Consider the following 13,752-nt stretch of genomic DNA (forward strand, 5'->3'; position numbering starts at 1 on the left):
CGGGTCAAGCCACGCTTTCCCGGCTTGACGCGGTGTCTCGGCAACCGAACACTGAAAGATCGGGTTCGGGAGGAGCAGACCCGGGCGTAGCGAAGCGAAGCCCGGCGCCCTGGACACCCGCGTAGCGGCTACGATCCATCCCCGTGACAGCACTGCTCGGACCAGCCGAGATCCGTGGCTTGGCCGCCGAGCTGGACGTGCGTCCCACGAAGAAGCTCGGCCAGAACTTCGTGCACGACCCGAACACCGTCCGCCGCATCGTCGACCTCTCCGGGGTGGGCCAAGGCGACCACGTCCTCGAAGTCGGCCCCGGCCTCGGCTCGCTGACGCTCGGCCTCCTGGATTCGGGCGCGCACGTCACCGCCGTCGAAATCGACCCGGTCCTCGGCGAGCGCCTGCCGGCCACGGTCGCCGAGCGCGCCCCCGAGGCTGCCGCCCGGTTCACCGTCCACATCCAGGACGCCCTCAAGCTCGCCGCCGAGGACCTCGCCGACCAGCCCACGCACCTCGTGGCCAACCTGCCCTACAACGTCGCCGTCCCGGTGGTCCTGCACCTGCTCGCCGAGCTGCCGTCGCTGGCGCACGGCCTGGTGATGGTGCAGACGGAGGTCGCCGACCGGATGGCCGCGGGCCCCGGCAGCCGCACCTACGGCGTCCCGAGCGTGAAGCTCGCCTGGTACGGCCCGGCCCGCAAGGTCGCGCCCGTGCCACGTGCCGTGTTCTGGCCGGTGCCGAACGTCGACTCCGCGCTCGTCGGCTTCGAGCGCGCCGCGGAACCGGTGTCGGACGCGGACCGGGACGAGGTCTTCGCCGTCGTCGACGCCGCCTTCGCCCAGCGTCGCAAGACGCTGCGTGCCGCGTTGTCGTCGTGGGCGGGCTCGGGGGAGAAGGCCGAGGCGATCCTCCGCGCGGCCGGCGTCGACCCCCGCGCTCGGGGCGAGCAACTGGGGGTAAGGGACTTCGCCAAGATCGCCAGGAGCAAGTCCTTACCACCGTTTGTGTGATCTCGCACCCTGATCCGGACCAGGGACTTGCCAAAAAGATGTGAAGTCCGTTCTACTCTTTGAGGTATCCATCCCGAGCGGCTGAGAGACCTGGCTCGCCGAAGCCGCAGCAACCACCCCACCCGGGGGCAGGTGCTAACGCCAGGACCGATGGAGGATTCCTGTGTACCGCACGATGCTCACGAGGCGCCGCGTCGTCGACGAATGTCGTCGCACGGTCTGTGCGTGTCGTCGCTGACCGCTTTCCCTTCACCACCATTTCCTGACTTCGCCTGACCGTCCTCTGTAGACGGTCTCCTTGGTGTGCGGTCGGCGCGTTCGCGCCCGTTGTGCTGGAGCCATTCGTGATCACTGTCGAAAACCTGACCAAGTCCTTCCCCGGTGCCGCCAAGCCCGTCCACGCCCTGCGGGACGTGAGCGTCGAGGTGCCCGCCGGCGCCCTGTTCGGCGTCGTCGGCCCGGCCGGCTCCGGCAAGTCCACCCTCACCCGGTGCATCGCCCTGCAGGAGAAGCCCGACCGCGGCGTCGTCCGCCTGGACGGGCTGAACACCACCGGCCTCGACGGGCGGAAGCTGCGTGAGGTGCGCCGCCAGGTTGCGGTGCTGGACGCGCAGCCGGTGCTGCACGCCGAGCGCACCGTGGCGGGCAACGTCGCGGCCCCGCTGGAGCAGCTCGGCCTGGAGGGCCCGCAGCGGCGCAGCCGCGTCGGCCGCCTGCTCGACCTGGCCGGCCTGACCCAGCGCGCCGCGCTGCGGCCGAGCGAACTCACCCCGGGCCAGCGCCGCCGCGTCGCGCTGGCGCGGTCGCTGGCCGCGGGCCCGGCCGTGCTGCTCGCCGACGACCCGACCGCCGGTGTCGGCGCCGAGGAGACCGGCGCCGTGCTGACCGTCCTCGACCGCGCCCGCGCGGAGCTGGGCGTGACGGTGCTGCTCACCACCCAGGACGGGGCCGCGGTGCGGCGCGTCTGCGACGGGGTCGCGGTGCTGGAGGACGGGCGGCTCGTCGAGCAGGGCACCGTGCTGGAGCTGCTGGCCAACCCGGCGAGCAAGGTCGCGCAGAGCCTGCTGCCCCCGATCGACACGCCGCGCAGCCAGTCGTCGAGCTACGACCGGTCCGTCGACGTGGTGCTGATCGGCTTCGCGGCCGTCGGCGCGCTGCTGCCCGAGGCCTCCGCCCGGTTCGAGGTCGAGCTCGCCACCATCGGCGGCGGCCTGACCCGCGTCGGGGACACCCCGGTGGCCCGCTTCCGCGTCGGCGTCAACGGCAGCCAGGCCGACGCGGCGCTGGCGTGGATCGCCGACCGGGGAGCGCACGTCGTGCACCCGAAGGAAGGCCCGAAGAGCATCGTCGCGGCCTGACCAGGCACGCAAGGAGGGGCGTCCCGGCCGGGCGCCCCTCCTCGTTTTCACTTGCCCCGCACCAGGACCCCGACCGCGATCGCGCCCGCGGCCACGATCGCCGCGGCCCAGCCGTTCGCCACGGCGTAGCCGTGCACGGTCGCCGCGGGCAGGGCCAGGCCGGCGACCGAGGCGGTCGCGCTCGCCGCGATCGTGTTCAGCGACGCCGTGCCGATCGACGCGCCGACCTGCTGGGACGTGGTGATGAACGCCGACGCCACCCCCGAGTCCTTCGGCTCCACCCGGGCGGTCGCGATGTTCATGACCGTCGGCATCGCCAGCCCGGCGCCCGCGCCCAGCACCAGTTCCACCGGCAGGACCAGGCTCCAGTAGGACGTGTCGACCGACAGCTGGGTCAGCCCGGCGAGCCCGGCGGCCATCAGCAGGAGCCCGGTCACCAGCAGCGGGCGCGGCCCGGTCCGCGGGATCAGCCGGCGCGTCAGCAGCGTCGAGACCGTGACATTGCCCAGCAGGAACGGCAGGAACGCCAGGCCGGCGCCGAGCGCGCCGAAGCCCATGATCGCCTGCAGCTGGTAGGTGAGGAACAGGAACATCCCGAACATCCCGAAGGCCGCGACGGCGATGGTCAGGAAGCCCGAGGAGCGGGCGCGGTCGGCCAGGACGTGCAGCGGCAGCAGGGGGTTCCGGACCCGGGCCTGCCGGAACACGAACCCGGCCAGCAGCGCCACCGCCGCGGCCAGCGTGCCGAGCACCACTGCCGAACCCCAGCCGCGGGTCGCGGCCTCGGAGAGGCCGTAGACGAGCCCGGCGATCCCCGCGCTGCCGAGCGCGCCGCTGATCCAGTCCAGTCGCGTCGAGCGGTGGCCCGGCACGTTCGGCAGCACGAACCAGCCCGCGATGGCGGCGGCGACCGCGATCGGCAGGTTCACGTAGAGGCACCAGCGCCAGGACGCGTACTCGGCCAGCGCGCCACCGGCGACCAGCCCGACCGCACCGCCGGACATCATGATGGCGCTGTAGATCCCGAACGCCTTGGCCCGTTCCTTCGCCTCGGTGAAGGTGATGGTCAGCAGCGAGAGCGTGGACGGCGCCAGCAGCGCGGCGAAGACCCCCTGGGCCGCGCGGGCGGCGATGAGCAGACCCGAGCCGGTGGCCATCCCGCCGAGCGCGGACGCGGCGGCGAAGCCGAGCGCGCCCACGATGAGCGTGTTCTTGCGGCCCAGCCGGTCGGCCAGCCGTCCGCCGAGCAGCAGCAGACCGCCGAAGGTGAGCGTGTAGGCGGTGATCGCCCACTGCCTGGCCACGTCGGACATGCCGAGGTCGGCCTGCGCGGTGGGCAGCGCGATGTTGACGATGGTGGTGTCGATGATGACGAGGAGCTGGGCGAGCCCGACGACGGCGAGCGCCCACCACTTCCTCGAGTCGGCCGGCGCCGTCACCGGCGCCGGAGTGGTTGTCGTCATGGTGGAAACCCCCTGGTGGAGAACTGGGTTAGACTGAGAGCAAGCATTACTAGTCGGCCGACAAGTAATGACGCTGCCGACACGGTAGGCCCATTCCTAGCCGGGCGTCAAGCAAGTTTGAGAGTTCCTCAGGAAGGACGGTCATGGCGGGGCGGCGGACCGACACGCGCGAGCGCATCCAGCAGATCGCGCTGGACCTGTTCGTCGAGCAGGGCTACGAGAAGACGTCGTTGCGGGAGATCGCGGAAGCGCTCGGGGTGACCAAAGCCGCGCTCTACTACCACTTCCGGACGAAGGAAGACATCGTCCACAGCCTGATCGAGGACATCGGCGCCTCGCTCGACGAGATCATCGAGTGGGCGCGGGCCCAGAACGATCCCGCGCAGGCCCGCGAGGAGCTGCTGCGCAGGCTCTCCGACCTGATCCAGGGCCGGTTCGGCCCGATCATGCGGTTCATGCAGGACAACCAGCCCGCGCTGAAGGACCTGCACGCCGGGCACGTGCTCGCGACACGGATGAAGGGGCTGTTCACCTTCCTCGTCCCCGCCGACGCGAGCCCCGAGGACCAGTTGCGCTCCCGGCTCGCCCTGGTCGCGCTCATGCTCGGCAACAACCCGCAGTTCCTGGACGAAAACCCGAGCGAGCAGTCGGCCGACGTGGCGCTGCGCGTCGCACTGGAGCTTGCCTCTCCACGCTCTCCGGCGGGCACGTAGGCTTGACTGGTGCTCGCCGTCGTACCGCCACCTGTCACCGTCAGGGTGCCCTCCAAGATCAACCTGCACCTGTCGGTCGGCGACCTGCGCCCGGACGGTTTCCACGACCTGACGACCGTCTTCCACGCGCTTTCGCTGACCGACGAGGTCACCGTCGCGCTGGCCGAGGAGCCGGGTGTCGAGGTCTACGGCGAGGGTGAGCAGGTCGTGCCCACCGGCGCCAGCAACCTCGCGTGGCGCGCGGTCGAGGCGCTGGCCGCGCACGTCGGCAAGACCGACGGGGCCTCGAACGTCCGGGTGGTCCTCCGCAAGGGGATCCCCGTCGCGGGTGGAATGGCGGGCGGCAGCGCCGACGCCGCGGGCACGCTGGTCGCCCTCGCCGCGCTGTGGAAGCTGGACATCGGGCGCGACGAGCTCGCCGGGATCGCGGCGAAGCTCGGCTCGGACGTGCCGTTCGGGCTCTACGGCGGCACCGCGCTGGGCACCGGCCGCGGCGAGCAGCTGGTGCCGGTCCTGTCGCGGCACACCTTCCACTGGGTGCTCGCGTTCGACCAGCGCGGGCTGTCCACCGAGCGCGTGTACGCCGAACTCGACCGGCTCCGCGAGACCGGCAACCCGCCGCGCGTCGGCTCGCACGCGCCGGTCGTCGAGGCGCTGGCCTCCGGCGACCCGCGTCAGCTGGCCCTGTTGCTCGGCAACGACCTGCAGGCCGCCGCGGTGTCGCTGCGGCCCGGCCTGCGCCGCACGCTGCGCGCCGGGGTGAACGCCGGCGCGCTGGCAGGCACCGTGTCCGGTTCCGGCCCGACGTGCGCGTTCCTGTGCGCTGACGCGGAGTCCGCGCTCGAGGTCGCGGCCGAGCTGGCCGGGGCCGGCGTGTGCCGGACGGTGCGGGTCGCGCACGGCCCGGTGCCGGGCGCGCGGCTCGTCGGCGGCGACGAACACCGGCCCACTCCTCCGCAGGTGCACGCGTAGTGGCGAATTTGATCAACCTCGAGGCGGTCTCCAAGTCCTACGGGGTCCGCCCGCTGCTGGACAACGTCTCCCTCGGCGTCGGCGAAGGCGAGCGCATCGGCGTCGTCGGCCTCAACGGCGGTGGCAAGACCACGCTGCTGGAGGTCCTCTCCGGACTCGCCGAGCCGGATTCCGGCCGGGTGAGCCAGGTCCGCGGGCTGCGGCTCGCGGTGGTCACCCAGCGCACGGAGCTGGCGGAGGGCAGTTCGATCCGCGACGCCGTGCTCGCCGGTTTCGACGCCGAGCACGAGTGGGCGGCCGACGCCCGGGTCCGGTCCATTGTGGAGGGACTCGGGATCACCGACTTGGGGCTGGACAACCCGACCGCGACACTGTCCGGTGGGGAGCGTCGCCGGGTCGCGCTGGCCGCCGCGCTGATCGGCGACCTGGACCTGCTGGTGCTCGACGAGCCGACCAACCACCTCGACGTCGAGGGCGTGCGCTGGCTCGCCGACCACCTGCTGGCGCGGCGGTCCGCGCTCGTGGTCGTCACCCACGACCGGTGGTTCCTGGACACGGTGTGCGGGCGGACCTGGGAGGTCGCCGACGGCCGCGTCGAGCAGTACGAGGGCGGGTACGCGGACTGGATCTTCGCGCGCGCCGAGCGGGCACGGCTCGCGGCGTCGATGGAGGAGAAGCGGCGCAACCTCGCGCGCAAGGAGCTGGCCTGGCTGCAGCGCGGCGCGAAGGCCCGCACGTCGAAGCCGCGGTACCGGATCGAGGCGGCCGAGGCGCTGATCGCGGACGTGCCGGAGCCGCGCGACACGGCCGAGCTGATGTCGTTCGCGAAGCGGCGGCTCGGCAAGACCGTGCTGGAGCTGGAGGACGTGACCCTCAAGGCCGGCGACAAGACGGTCGTCGAGGGGCTCACCTGGCGGATCGGGCCGGGTGACCGGTTCGGGCTGGTCGGCGTGAACGGGTCAGGCAAGACGACGCTGCTGAAGCTGCTGGCAGGGGAGCGCGAGCCGGTCGCGGGGCGGCGGATCGAGGGCAAGACGGTGCGGCTGGCGCACCTGTCGCAGGAGCTGGACGAGCTGCCGGGGCAGCTGCGGGTGCTGGAGGCCGTCGAGGAGGTCTCGGCGCGGGTCGTGCTGGGCAAGCAGGAGCTGTCGGCGTCGCAGCTGGCGGAGAAGCTCGGGTTCCCGCCGGCGCGGCAGTGGACGCCGGTGGAGGACCTGTCCGGCGGCGAGCGGCGGCGGCTGCAGCTGGCGCGGCTGCTGATGGCCGAGCCGAACGTGCTGCTGCTCGACGAGCCGACGAACGACCTGGACATCGACACGCTGCAGCAGCTGGAGGACCTGCTGGACTCCTGGCCGGGCACGATGGTCGTGGTCTCGCACGACCGCTACCTGGTGGAACGCGTGACGGACGCGGTGTACGCCCTGTTCGGCGACGGCCGGATCACGCACCTGCCCGGCGGAATCGACGAGTACCTGTCGCGGCGGGCGTCCGCCCGTGCCTCGGTGTCGGCGCCGAAGCCCGCGCAGAAGACGTCCAGCGCGGCGGAGTTCCGGGCGGCGCAGAAGGAACTGTCCCGGTTGGAGCGGCGGCTGGACCAGCTGCACGCGCGGGAGACGAAGCTGCACGAGCAGCTCGCCGAGCACGCCACCGAGCCGGACAAGCTGGTCGAGCTGAACACGGAGCTGAAGACGGTGCGCGCGGAGATCGAGGACGTCGAGGCGCGCTGGCTGGAGACCTCCGAACTGGTGGAGTAGGCGCACCGGGCTGCTTCGACGCCATCACTGAGGGCCTTGGTGCCGGTCTCCGGTCAGGCGCGGGCGTAGTCGCCGAGTGAGGGTTCCAGCAGGGCGAACGCCTGCTCGGCCTCCGGGCCGACCACGGCGGCGATCTCCGGGTTGTCCCGGCCGGCCAGGGTCAGCTCCTGGATGCGCGCGAACAGCACCCGGTGCACCCCACCGAGCACCGACGCCGCCGCGCGGGGTGTGATGTCGCCGGGTGCGGCTCCGGTCGCTTCGGCGAGGGTGGCGGCCAGCGCCTCCTCGCGCTGGTCGTGCAGGCCGCGCAGGCACACCGACAGCGTCGGGCTCTCCGCGATCATCCGGCTGAACTCCGGGCCCGCGAACCCCGCGACCGGGTCCTGCCGCTCGACCGCCCCCAGGAAGTCCCGGCGCAGCGCGGCCAGCGCCGACTCACCCGGCTCGCGGGCCACGACCGTGCGGGCCAGGCTCGCCACGAACTGGTCCTGGTGGTCGAACGCCAGGTCCTCCTTGCGCGGGAAGTAGTTGGTCACGGTCTTCTTCGCGACCCGCGCGGCCTCCGCGATCTCGGCGATCGTCGTCTGCTCGAAACCCTTCGCCATGAAGAGCCGGGTCGCCTGGTCGGAGATCAACTGCCGCGTCTCTTGCTTCTTGGCTTCGCGGAGGCCCGTGACGGTCATGAGCGAATCTTACCCTCGTCCTACTTTTACGTTGACAACCAGCCTGTGCTCGGGATAAGTTTACGTCGGTAGTAAGTTTACTCCTGTGAGGTGTTCGTGCCAGACCCCACCGTGCTCCACCCGCTCGCCGAGCACCCGCGCGTGGTGTTCCTGAAACCGCTGGTCACCGATCCGCGTATCCAGGTCGGCGAGTTCACCTACTACGACGACCCGGACGCCGCCACCGAGTTCGAGACCCGCAACGTCCTCTACGCCTACGGGCCGGAGAAGCTGATCATCGGCAAGTACTGCGCGATCGCCTCCGGCACGCGGTTCCTGATGGCCGGGGCGGAACACCCGACGATGGGGGTGTCGACCTACCCGTTCACGATGTTCGGCGGCGCGTGGGCGGAGTCCACACTGGACCTCGTCACGAACATGCCCAGCCGGGGCGACACGGTGGTGGGCAACGACGTCTGGTTCGGCTACGGCGCGACCGTGATGCCCGGCGTGACGATCGGCAACGGCGCGATCATCGCCGCGGGCGCGGTCGTCACCGCCGAGGTGCCGCCGTACACGATCGTCGGCGGCAACCCGGCCCGGCCGATCCGCGCTCGCTACGAGCCGGAGGACGTCGAACGGCTCGAACGCGCCGCCTGGTGGGACTGGCCGGTCGAACTGGTCACCCGGCACGTGCGGACGATCATGTCCGGCACGCCCGCCGACATCGCCGCGATCAAGGAGGTAAGGGCTTGACGTTCGACGTGACAGCCGAATTCGACCGCCAGGTCGCCAACCTGGTGGACCGCGGCTACCCGGCGCTCGCCGGGCTCGACGAGGACGGCTTCCGCGCACTGGTCGAGCCGCTGCGCGCCGCGGCCCGGGCCGGCGACCTCGACCCGGAGGCGGGCCGCGTGCCGTTCCTGCTGGTCGTGACCCGGAAGGTCGCACCGATCGAGGAGACGATGCCGCGCACCACCCTGCACCGCGGGAGGCTGCCCGGGTTCGTCGACCACTCCTTCGAACCCGGATCGCTCGACCGGTTCGTGTCCACTGTGGACCTCCCGGCCCCGGACGCCTACCTGTTGTTCGACGTCGAGCGCGGCGAGGAGTTCTGCGGCGCGGTCCCGAACGACGCGATGGAGGTGATCGCCGGCCGCAGCCGCACCCTGCTCACCATCGAGGAGGGCATCGCCCTGATCACGCACTTCCCGGAGGTGCTGGTCAAGAACAAGTGCTTCTCGCTGGGCGGTTCGCGCTGCGGCGACCGGCGGGTGCCGGCGATCTGGATCAGCAAGCGGGCGCCGAAGCTCGGCTGGTGCTGGCAGGGCAACCCGCACACCTGGCTGGGCATGGCCTCGGCCGGCTCCCGCGCGGTGTGACCGCCGGTGCCGGGCGGGCCACCCCGCCCGGCACCGGGTCTCACATCTCGGTGCCTGCCGAGAACATCACCGGCCGGACCTCGATGCCGAGCCCGTCGACCGCGGCGTCCGGGATCATCGCGGCCAGTTCCAGTGCGCGTTCCCGGCTTTCGACGTCCACCAGGTAGTACCCGCCGAGGTACTCCTTCGCCTCCAGGTACGGGCCGTCGGTCACCACCTGCGCGCCGTCCCGCACCCGCACGACCGCGCTGTTCGACGGGTCGGCCAGCGCGGTCGTGCCGATGAACTCGCCGGACTCGCGGATGGCGTCCATGAACGGTCCGTGCCCGCTCATGATCGCGTTGCGCTCCTCCTCCGTCAGCGACTCCCACACGGCGGGGTTCATGTGCATGATCAGCAAGTACTTCACGGGTGCCTCCTCAAGGGCTGTCTTACCAGGAGGTCGGAGCGCGGGGGCGGGTTTCGACACCGCCGCCGGGACGATCCGGGGAACTTCGTCGCCGGATAAGGTGAGCGCCATGAGTCGGTTCGTGGAGACGCTCGTCCGCACCGCTGCGGAGGGTGGTCAGTTGCGTGGCATGGTCACCGGGGAGCCGAAGGAGCCGGTCCGCCGGACCTGGGCAGAAGTCCACGAGCAGGCGCGGCGGATGGCCGGCGCGCTCGTCGCGGGCGGCCTGGAGCCGGGCAGCGCCGTCGCCGTACTGGCCGGGGCGCCCGCCCTGATCGCACCGACGGTGCAGGCGGTGTGGCTCGCCGGGGGCAGCGTGACGATGCTGCACCAGCCCACCCCGCGCACCGACCTCGCGCTGTGGGCCGAGGACACGGTCAAGGTGCTGGGCATGATCGACGCGAAGCTGGTCGTGCTCGGCGAGCCGTTCGACGCGCTCGCGCCCGTGCTCACCGAGCACAACATCGGGTTCCGGATGATCACCGACCTGTTCGACGGCGAGCCGATCGCCGAGCCGGTGGCGCGCGGCGAGGACGACCTGGCGCTGCTGCAGCTCACCAGCGGCTCGACCGCCGACCCGAAGGCCGTGCGGATCACCCACGGCAACCTCTACACCAACGTCAAGGCCATGGTGGAGCGGGCGGAGTTCGACTTCGCGAAGGACATCATGGTGTCCTGGCTGCCCACCTTCCACGACATGGGCATGGTCGGGTTCCTGACCGTGCCGATGACGTTCGGCGTGGAGCTGATCAAGATCACCCCGGCCGAGTTCCTCACCGGGCCGCTGATCTGGCCCGAGCTGATCAGCAAGTACCGCGCCACCACCACCGCGGCCCCGAACTTCGCCTACGCCATCGTCGGCAAGCGGCTGCAGCGGGTGGAGGACGAAAACGCTTACGACCTGTCCACGCTGCGGATCGCGCTGAACGGGGCCGAGCCGATCGACGAGTCGGCCGTGCAGTCGTTCGTCGAGGGCGGCGCCCGGTTCAAGATGCCCGCGGAGTGCGTGTTCCCCGCGTACGGCATGGCCGAGGCGACCCTCGCGGTGTCGTTCGCGCCGCTGTTCACCGGACTGACGCTGGACGTCATCGAGGCCGACGCGCTCGAGGCGGACAACCGGGCGGTGCCGGTGCCCGAGGGCGACCCGCGGCGCGGGACCGAGGAGGTCCGCTCGTTCGCCGTGCTGGGCCGCCCGCTGGACGGGCTGGAGGCGCGGATCGTCGACGACAGCGGCAAGGTGCTCGGCGACCGCGAGGTCGGGGAGATCCAGCTGACCGGCCCGGCCGTGACGCCCGGTTACCTGACGATGGAGGGCCCGAAGCCGACGCAGGACGCCGAGGGCTGGCTCGCGACCGGCGACCTCGGGTACCTGGTCGACGGGCAGATCGTGATCTGCGGGCGCCGCAAGGACGTCATCATCATGGGTGGCCGCAACATCTACCCGACGGACATCGAGCGCGCCGCGACCGCCGTGGACGGGGTGCGGGCCGGCAACGCGGTGGCCGTGCGGATCGACGCGGGGACGCGCCGGGAGCGGTTCGCGGTGGTGCTGGAGTCGAAGCTGGCCGGCGACGCCGAGGCCGAGCGGAGGCTGCAGAAGGAGGTCGCGGCGCGGGTGCGGGACGCGGTGGACGCGCGGCCGTACGCGGTGGTCGTCCTGCCGGCAGGCAGCCTGCCCAAGACGCCGTCCGGCAAGGTCAAACGCGCGGCGACGGCGGTCCAGTACGCCGACGCGATCGCGAAGAACGCCGCCTCCTGACCGCCGCCCCACCCGGCCCGGGTGGGGAGTTCATTCGCTGGGGTGTGGGGTTCGCGGGGCCGGGCGCAGGGCTCGCTGGGCGTGGGGCTCGCCGGGTGTGCGCGAGCCCCACGTTCCAGGGGGTGTGGTCTGCGCTCAGGCGCGAGTTCGGCGGTTGCTCACTCCGTGAGGGTCACCTTCGGGATCTCGGCCGGGTCGCCTTCCGCGCGTGGTGCGGTCGCCTGCGTGACCGTCCGGGCCTCGGGCACCGGGTAGGGGCGGCCGCCTCGGCGGGCGAACTCGTCTTCGACCTGGTCGAGGAACTCGTCGACCTCGCGCTCGTCGTAGCCCCGCTTCCCGAGCAGCGGCTTGCTGAACATGACGTGGTGCACCTCGGCGGCCGTCAGGTCGTCCTCGCCCACCAGGGTCCTGGCGATGCGCTCGACGAACTCGTCGACCTCGTGCTTGGCGTACCCGCGCCGGCCGATGGGGGCGTTACCGAACTCGACTCGATAAACGTCTTCGGCGGAAAGGGACATGTGGAGTGCTCCAGTTCAGCGTGGACGGGACAACTTCCCTAATCCCGTCCTAGCCGCCGGATCAAACCTCCGGAAGAGCATTTGTCCCCCTGGAACACCATGGAGCGGTGAGAGGAACACCTGTGGGTGACTGACGCTCACCCAGCGTGGAAGTCGTTTTGGGCCGCCGTCAGCCCTTTGCCGATCAGCGCTTCGACGGCGTCGGCGCACCGGTCCAGCTCCAGCGGGAGGTCCTTGCGCTCCACCGTGGAGAAGTCCTTGAGCACGAAATCGGCGGGGTCCATCCGGCCAGGGGGCCGCCCGATGCCGAAGCGCACGCGGTAGTAGTCACGCGTGCCGAGGGACTTGCTGATCGACCGCAGCCCGTTGTGGCCGCCTTCGCCGCCGCCGAGCTTGAGCTTCAGCCCGCCGAACGGCACGTCCAGCTCGTCGTGCACGACGACGACGCCGCTCGGGTCGACCTTGTAGAACTTGGCCGCGCCCGCGACCGGGCCGCCGGAGACGTTCATGAACGACCGCGGCTTGACCAGCACGACGCGACGCCCGGCGAGACGCCCTTCCAGGACCTCACCGCCGGACTTGTGGGTCTTGAACTTGCCGCCGACGCGGGCGGCGAGCTCGTCGAGCACTATGAAACCCACGTTGTGCCGGTTGCCGGCGTAACGCGGGCCGGGATTGCCGAGGCCGACGAGCAGAACCAGCTCGCCGGCCCCGGGAACGTCCGAACTCACTTACTCGGCGGCGCTCTCGGCCGCCTCGTCGCCGGTCTCCTCGGCGGGCTCCGCGGAGGTGGCCTGCGCCTCGTTGACGGCGACGACCAGGCTCTCCGGGTCGGTCAGCAGGACCGCGCCGGCGGGCAGGGTGACCTGCGAGGCGAGGATCTGGGTGCCGGCCTCGGCGCCCTCGATGGACACCTCGAACTGCTCCGGGATGTGCAGCGCCTCGACCTCGATCGACAGGGTGTCGACCTCCTGCACCTGCAGGGTGCCCGGGGCCGGCTCGCCGGTCAGCACGACCGGGACGTCCACGGTGACCTTCTCGCCACGCTGGACGACCAGCAGGTCGACGTGCTCGATGTAGTTCTTGATCGGGTGCACGGTGACCGTCTTGGTCAGGGCCAGCTCGGTGTCGCCGTTGAGGCTGAGGGTGAGGACCGCGTTGCTGCCGTTCTCACGGATGACGCGGGCGAACTCCAGAGCGGGCAGGGCCAGGTGGCGGGGGTCGGTACCGTGGCCGTACAGCACGGCGGGAACCTTGCCGGCGCGACGGGTGCGGCGCGCGGCGCCCTTGCCGAACTCGGTGCGGGGCTCGGCGGACAGACGTACCTCGGACACGGTGTAGCACTCCTTCAAACAATTTTGCGTGGCGGCGCAGATGGCGGGTGGTCGCATCGGCGGCGAGTTCCACGGACATGCTCGAGCAGCGGACCTCAAGCCGCCGCGTCGATCACGTCGGGCACCGGGTGCAGCATGGAGCCCGCCTCGCCGAGACAACCTGTTCAGTGTAATCGGCCGGAACCACAAGGGTTACCTGGGGTCCAACCCCACCGGAGCCGGGTGGTCATCGCGTCGCCTGACACGGCCGGGGAGTCCGCCCTGCGGGCGGTGCGCCTTGCGGCGCCGGAAGGTCACCTTCCGACCACCCCCGCCCCCTCACCCTGATTGTGTTTCAGTCGCCGAGCAGGGTTGTCAAGGCGGGAAAGCGTGCCTTGACAACCCT

14 protein-coding genes and 1 riboswitch are annotated in these 13,752 nt (G+C 71.4%); of the genes, 8 read left to right on the top strand and 6 right to left on the bottom strand.

Going from position 1 to position 13,752, the window contains the following annotated elements; translation table 11 throughout:
• Window positions 1–143: 143 nt before the first annotated feature.
• A complete protein-coding gene (gene rsmA, locus ABZ193_RS40860) occupies window positions 144–1,004 on the top strand; it encodes a 16S rRNA (adenine(1518)-N(6)/adenine(1519)-N(6))-dimethyltransferase RsmA (RefSeq protein WP_237339167.1) in 861 nt (286 codons plus the stop codon).
• 65 nt (window positions 1,005–1,069) lie between these two features.
• A riboswitch (SAM riboswitch) is annotated at window positions 1,070–1,161 on the top strand.
• Window positions 1,162–1,348: 187 nt separating this feature from the next.
• Entirely contained in the window at window positions 1,349–2,362 is a 1,014-nt protein-coding gene (locus ABZ193_RS40865; RefSeq protein ID WP_020419441.1) for an ATP-binding cassette domain-containing protein, read from the top strand.
• A 47-nt stretch (window positions 2,363–2,409) separates the two neighbouring features.
• Here the strand turns inward: ABZ193_RS40865 and ABZ193_RS40870 are convergent, their stop codons facing one another.
• A complete protein-coding gene (locus ABZ193_RS40870) occupies window positions 2,410–3,825 on the bottom strand; it encodes a DHA2 family efflux MFS transporter permease subunit (RefSeq protein WP_354714122.1) in 1,416 nt (471 codons plus the stop codon).
• 143 nt (window positions 3,826–3,968) lie between these two features.
• On the opposite strand from ABZ193_RS40870, the gene ABZ193_RS40875 reads away from it, so the two are divergent.
• Genes ABZ193_RS40875 through ABZ193_RS40885 form a run of 3 tightly spaced genes read left to right on the top strand, consistent with a single transcriptional unit; the run spans window position 3,969 to window position 7,264 of the window.
• A complete protein-coding gene (locus tag ABZ193_RS40875) occupies window positions 3,969–4,538 on the top strand; it encodes a TetR/AcrR family transcriptional regulator (RefSeq protein ID WP_237339166.1) in 570 nt (189 codons plus the stop codon).
• 9 nt (window positions 4,539–4,547) lie between these two features.
• Window positions 4,548–5,510, top strand: coding sequence for a 4-(cytidine 5'-diphospho)-2-C-methyl-D-erythritol kinase (locus ABZ193_RS40880; RefSeq protein WP_027936078.1), 963 nt, complete (start codon window positions 4,548–4,550; stop codon window positions 5,508–5,510).
• Window positions 5,510–7,264, top strand: a complete 1,755-nt coding sequence (locus ABZ193_RS40885; protein ID WP_237339165.1) for an ABC-F family ATP-binding cassette domain-containing protein — start codon at window positions 5,510–5,512, stop codon at window positions 7,262–7,264. Before ABZ193_RS40880 ends, ABZ193_RS40885 begins: the two co-directional genes overlap by 1 nt.
• Before the next feature lie 53 nt (window positions 7,265–7,317).
• Here the strand turns inward: ABZ193_RS40885 and ABZ193_RS40890 are convergent, their stop codons facing one another.
• A complete protein-coding gene (locus ABZ193_RS40890; protein ID WP_020419435.1) occupies window positions 7,318–7,947 on the bottom strand; it encodes a TetR/AcrR family transcriptional regulator in 630 nt (209 codons plus the stop codon).
• A 90-nt stretch (window positions 7,948–8,037) separates the two neighbouring features.
• On the opposite strand from ABZ193_RS40890, the gene ABZ193_RS40895 reads away from it, so the two are divergent.
• Together ABZ193_RS40895 and ABZ193_RS40900 are read left to right on the top strand one after the other, a co-directional pair.
• Window positions 8,038–8,682 (top strand): CatB-related O-acetyltransferase, encoded by a 645-nt coding sequence (locus ABZ193_RS40895; protein WP_354714125.1) that lies wholly within the window; start codon window positions 8,038–8,040, stop codon window positions 8,680–8,682.
• Window positions 8,679–9,308 (top strand): DUF5701 family protein, encoded by a 630-nt coding sequence (locus ABZ193_RS40900; RefSeq protein ID WP_020419433.1) that lies wholly within the window; start codon window positions 8,679–8,681, stop codon window positions 9,306–9,308. Before ABZ193_RS40895 ends, ABZ193_RS40900 begins: the two co-directional genes overlap by 4 nt.
• Window positions 9,309–9,348: 40 nt before the next feature.
• On the opposite strand, the gene ABZ193_RS40905 is transcribed toward ABZ193_RS40900, so the two are convergent.
• A complete protein-coding gene (locus tag ABZ193_RS40905; protein WP_237339161.1) occupies window positions 9,349–9,717 on the bottom strand; it encodes a YciI family protein in 369 nt (122 codons plus the stop codon).
• Between the two features lie 109 nt (window positions 9,718–9,826).
• On the opposite strand from ABZ193_RS40905, the gene ABZ193_RS40910 reads away from it, so the two are divergent.
• Window positions 9,827–11,515 carry a fatty acyl-AMP ligase gene (locus tag ABZ193_RS40910; RefSeq protein WP_354714127.1) on the top strand — a complete coding sequence of 563 codons (1,689 nt, stop codon included), beginning with the start codon at window positions 9,827–9,829 and terminating at the stop codon, window positions 11,513–11,515.
• 158 nt (window positions 11,516–11,673) lie between these two features.
• On the opposite strand, the gene ABZ193_RS40915 is transcribed toward ABZ193_RS40910, so the two are convergent.
• From ABZ193_RS40915 to ABZ193_RS40925, 3 genes are all read right to left on the bottom strand, one after another.
• Window positions 11,674–12,033 carry a DivIVA domain-containing protein gene (locus tag ABZ193_RS40915; protein ID WP_020419430.1) on the bottom strand — a complete coding sequence of 120 codons (360 nt, stop codon included), beginning with the start codon at window positions 12,031–12,033 and terminating at the stop codon, window positions 11,674–11,676.
• 137 nt (window positions 12,034–12,170) lie between these two features.
• The gene (gene pth, locus ABZ193_RS40920; RefSeq protein WP_354714129.1) at window positions 12,171–12,764 is read right to left on the bottom strand and encodes an aminoacyl-tRNA hydrolase; all 594 of its coding nucleotides are present in this window, start codon (window positions 12,762–12,764) and stop codon (window positions 12,171–12,173) included.
• Entirely contained in the window at window positions 12,765–13,367 is a 603-nt protein-coding gene (locus ABZ193_RS40925; RefSeq protein ID WP_020419428.1) for a 50S ribosomal protein L25/general stress protein Ctc, read from the bottom strand.
• Between the last annotated feature and the right edge of the window lie 385 nt (window positions 13,368–13,752).

Source organism: Amycolatopsis sp. NPDC006125, assembly GCF_040614195.1.
GTDB classification, from domain to species: domain Bacteria; phylum Actinomycetota; class Actinomycetes; order Mycobacteriales; family Pseudonocardiaceae; genus Amycolatopsis_E; species Amycolatopsis_E tucumanensis.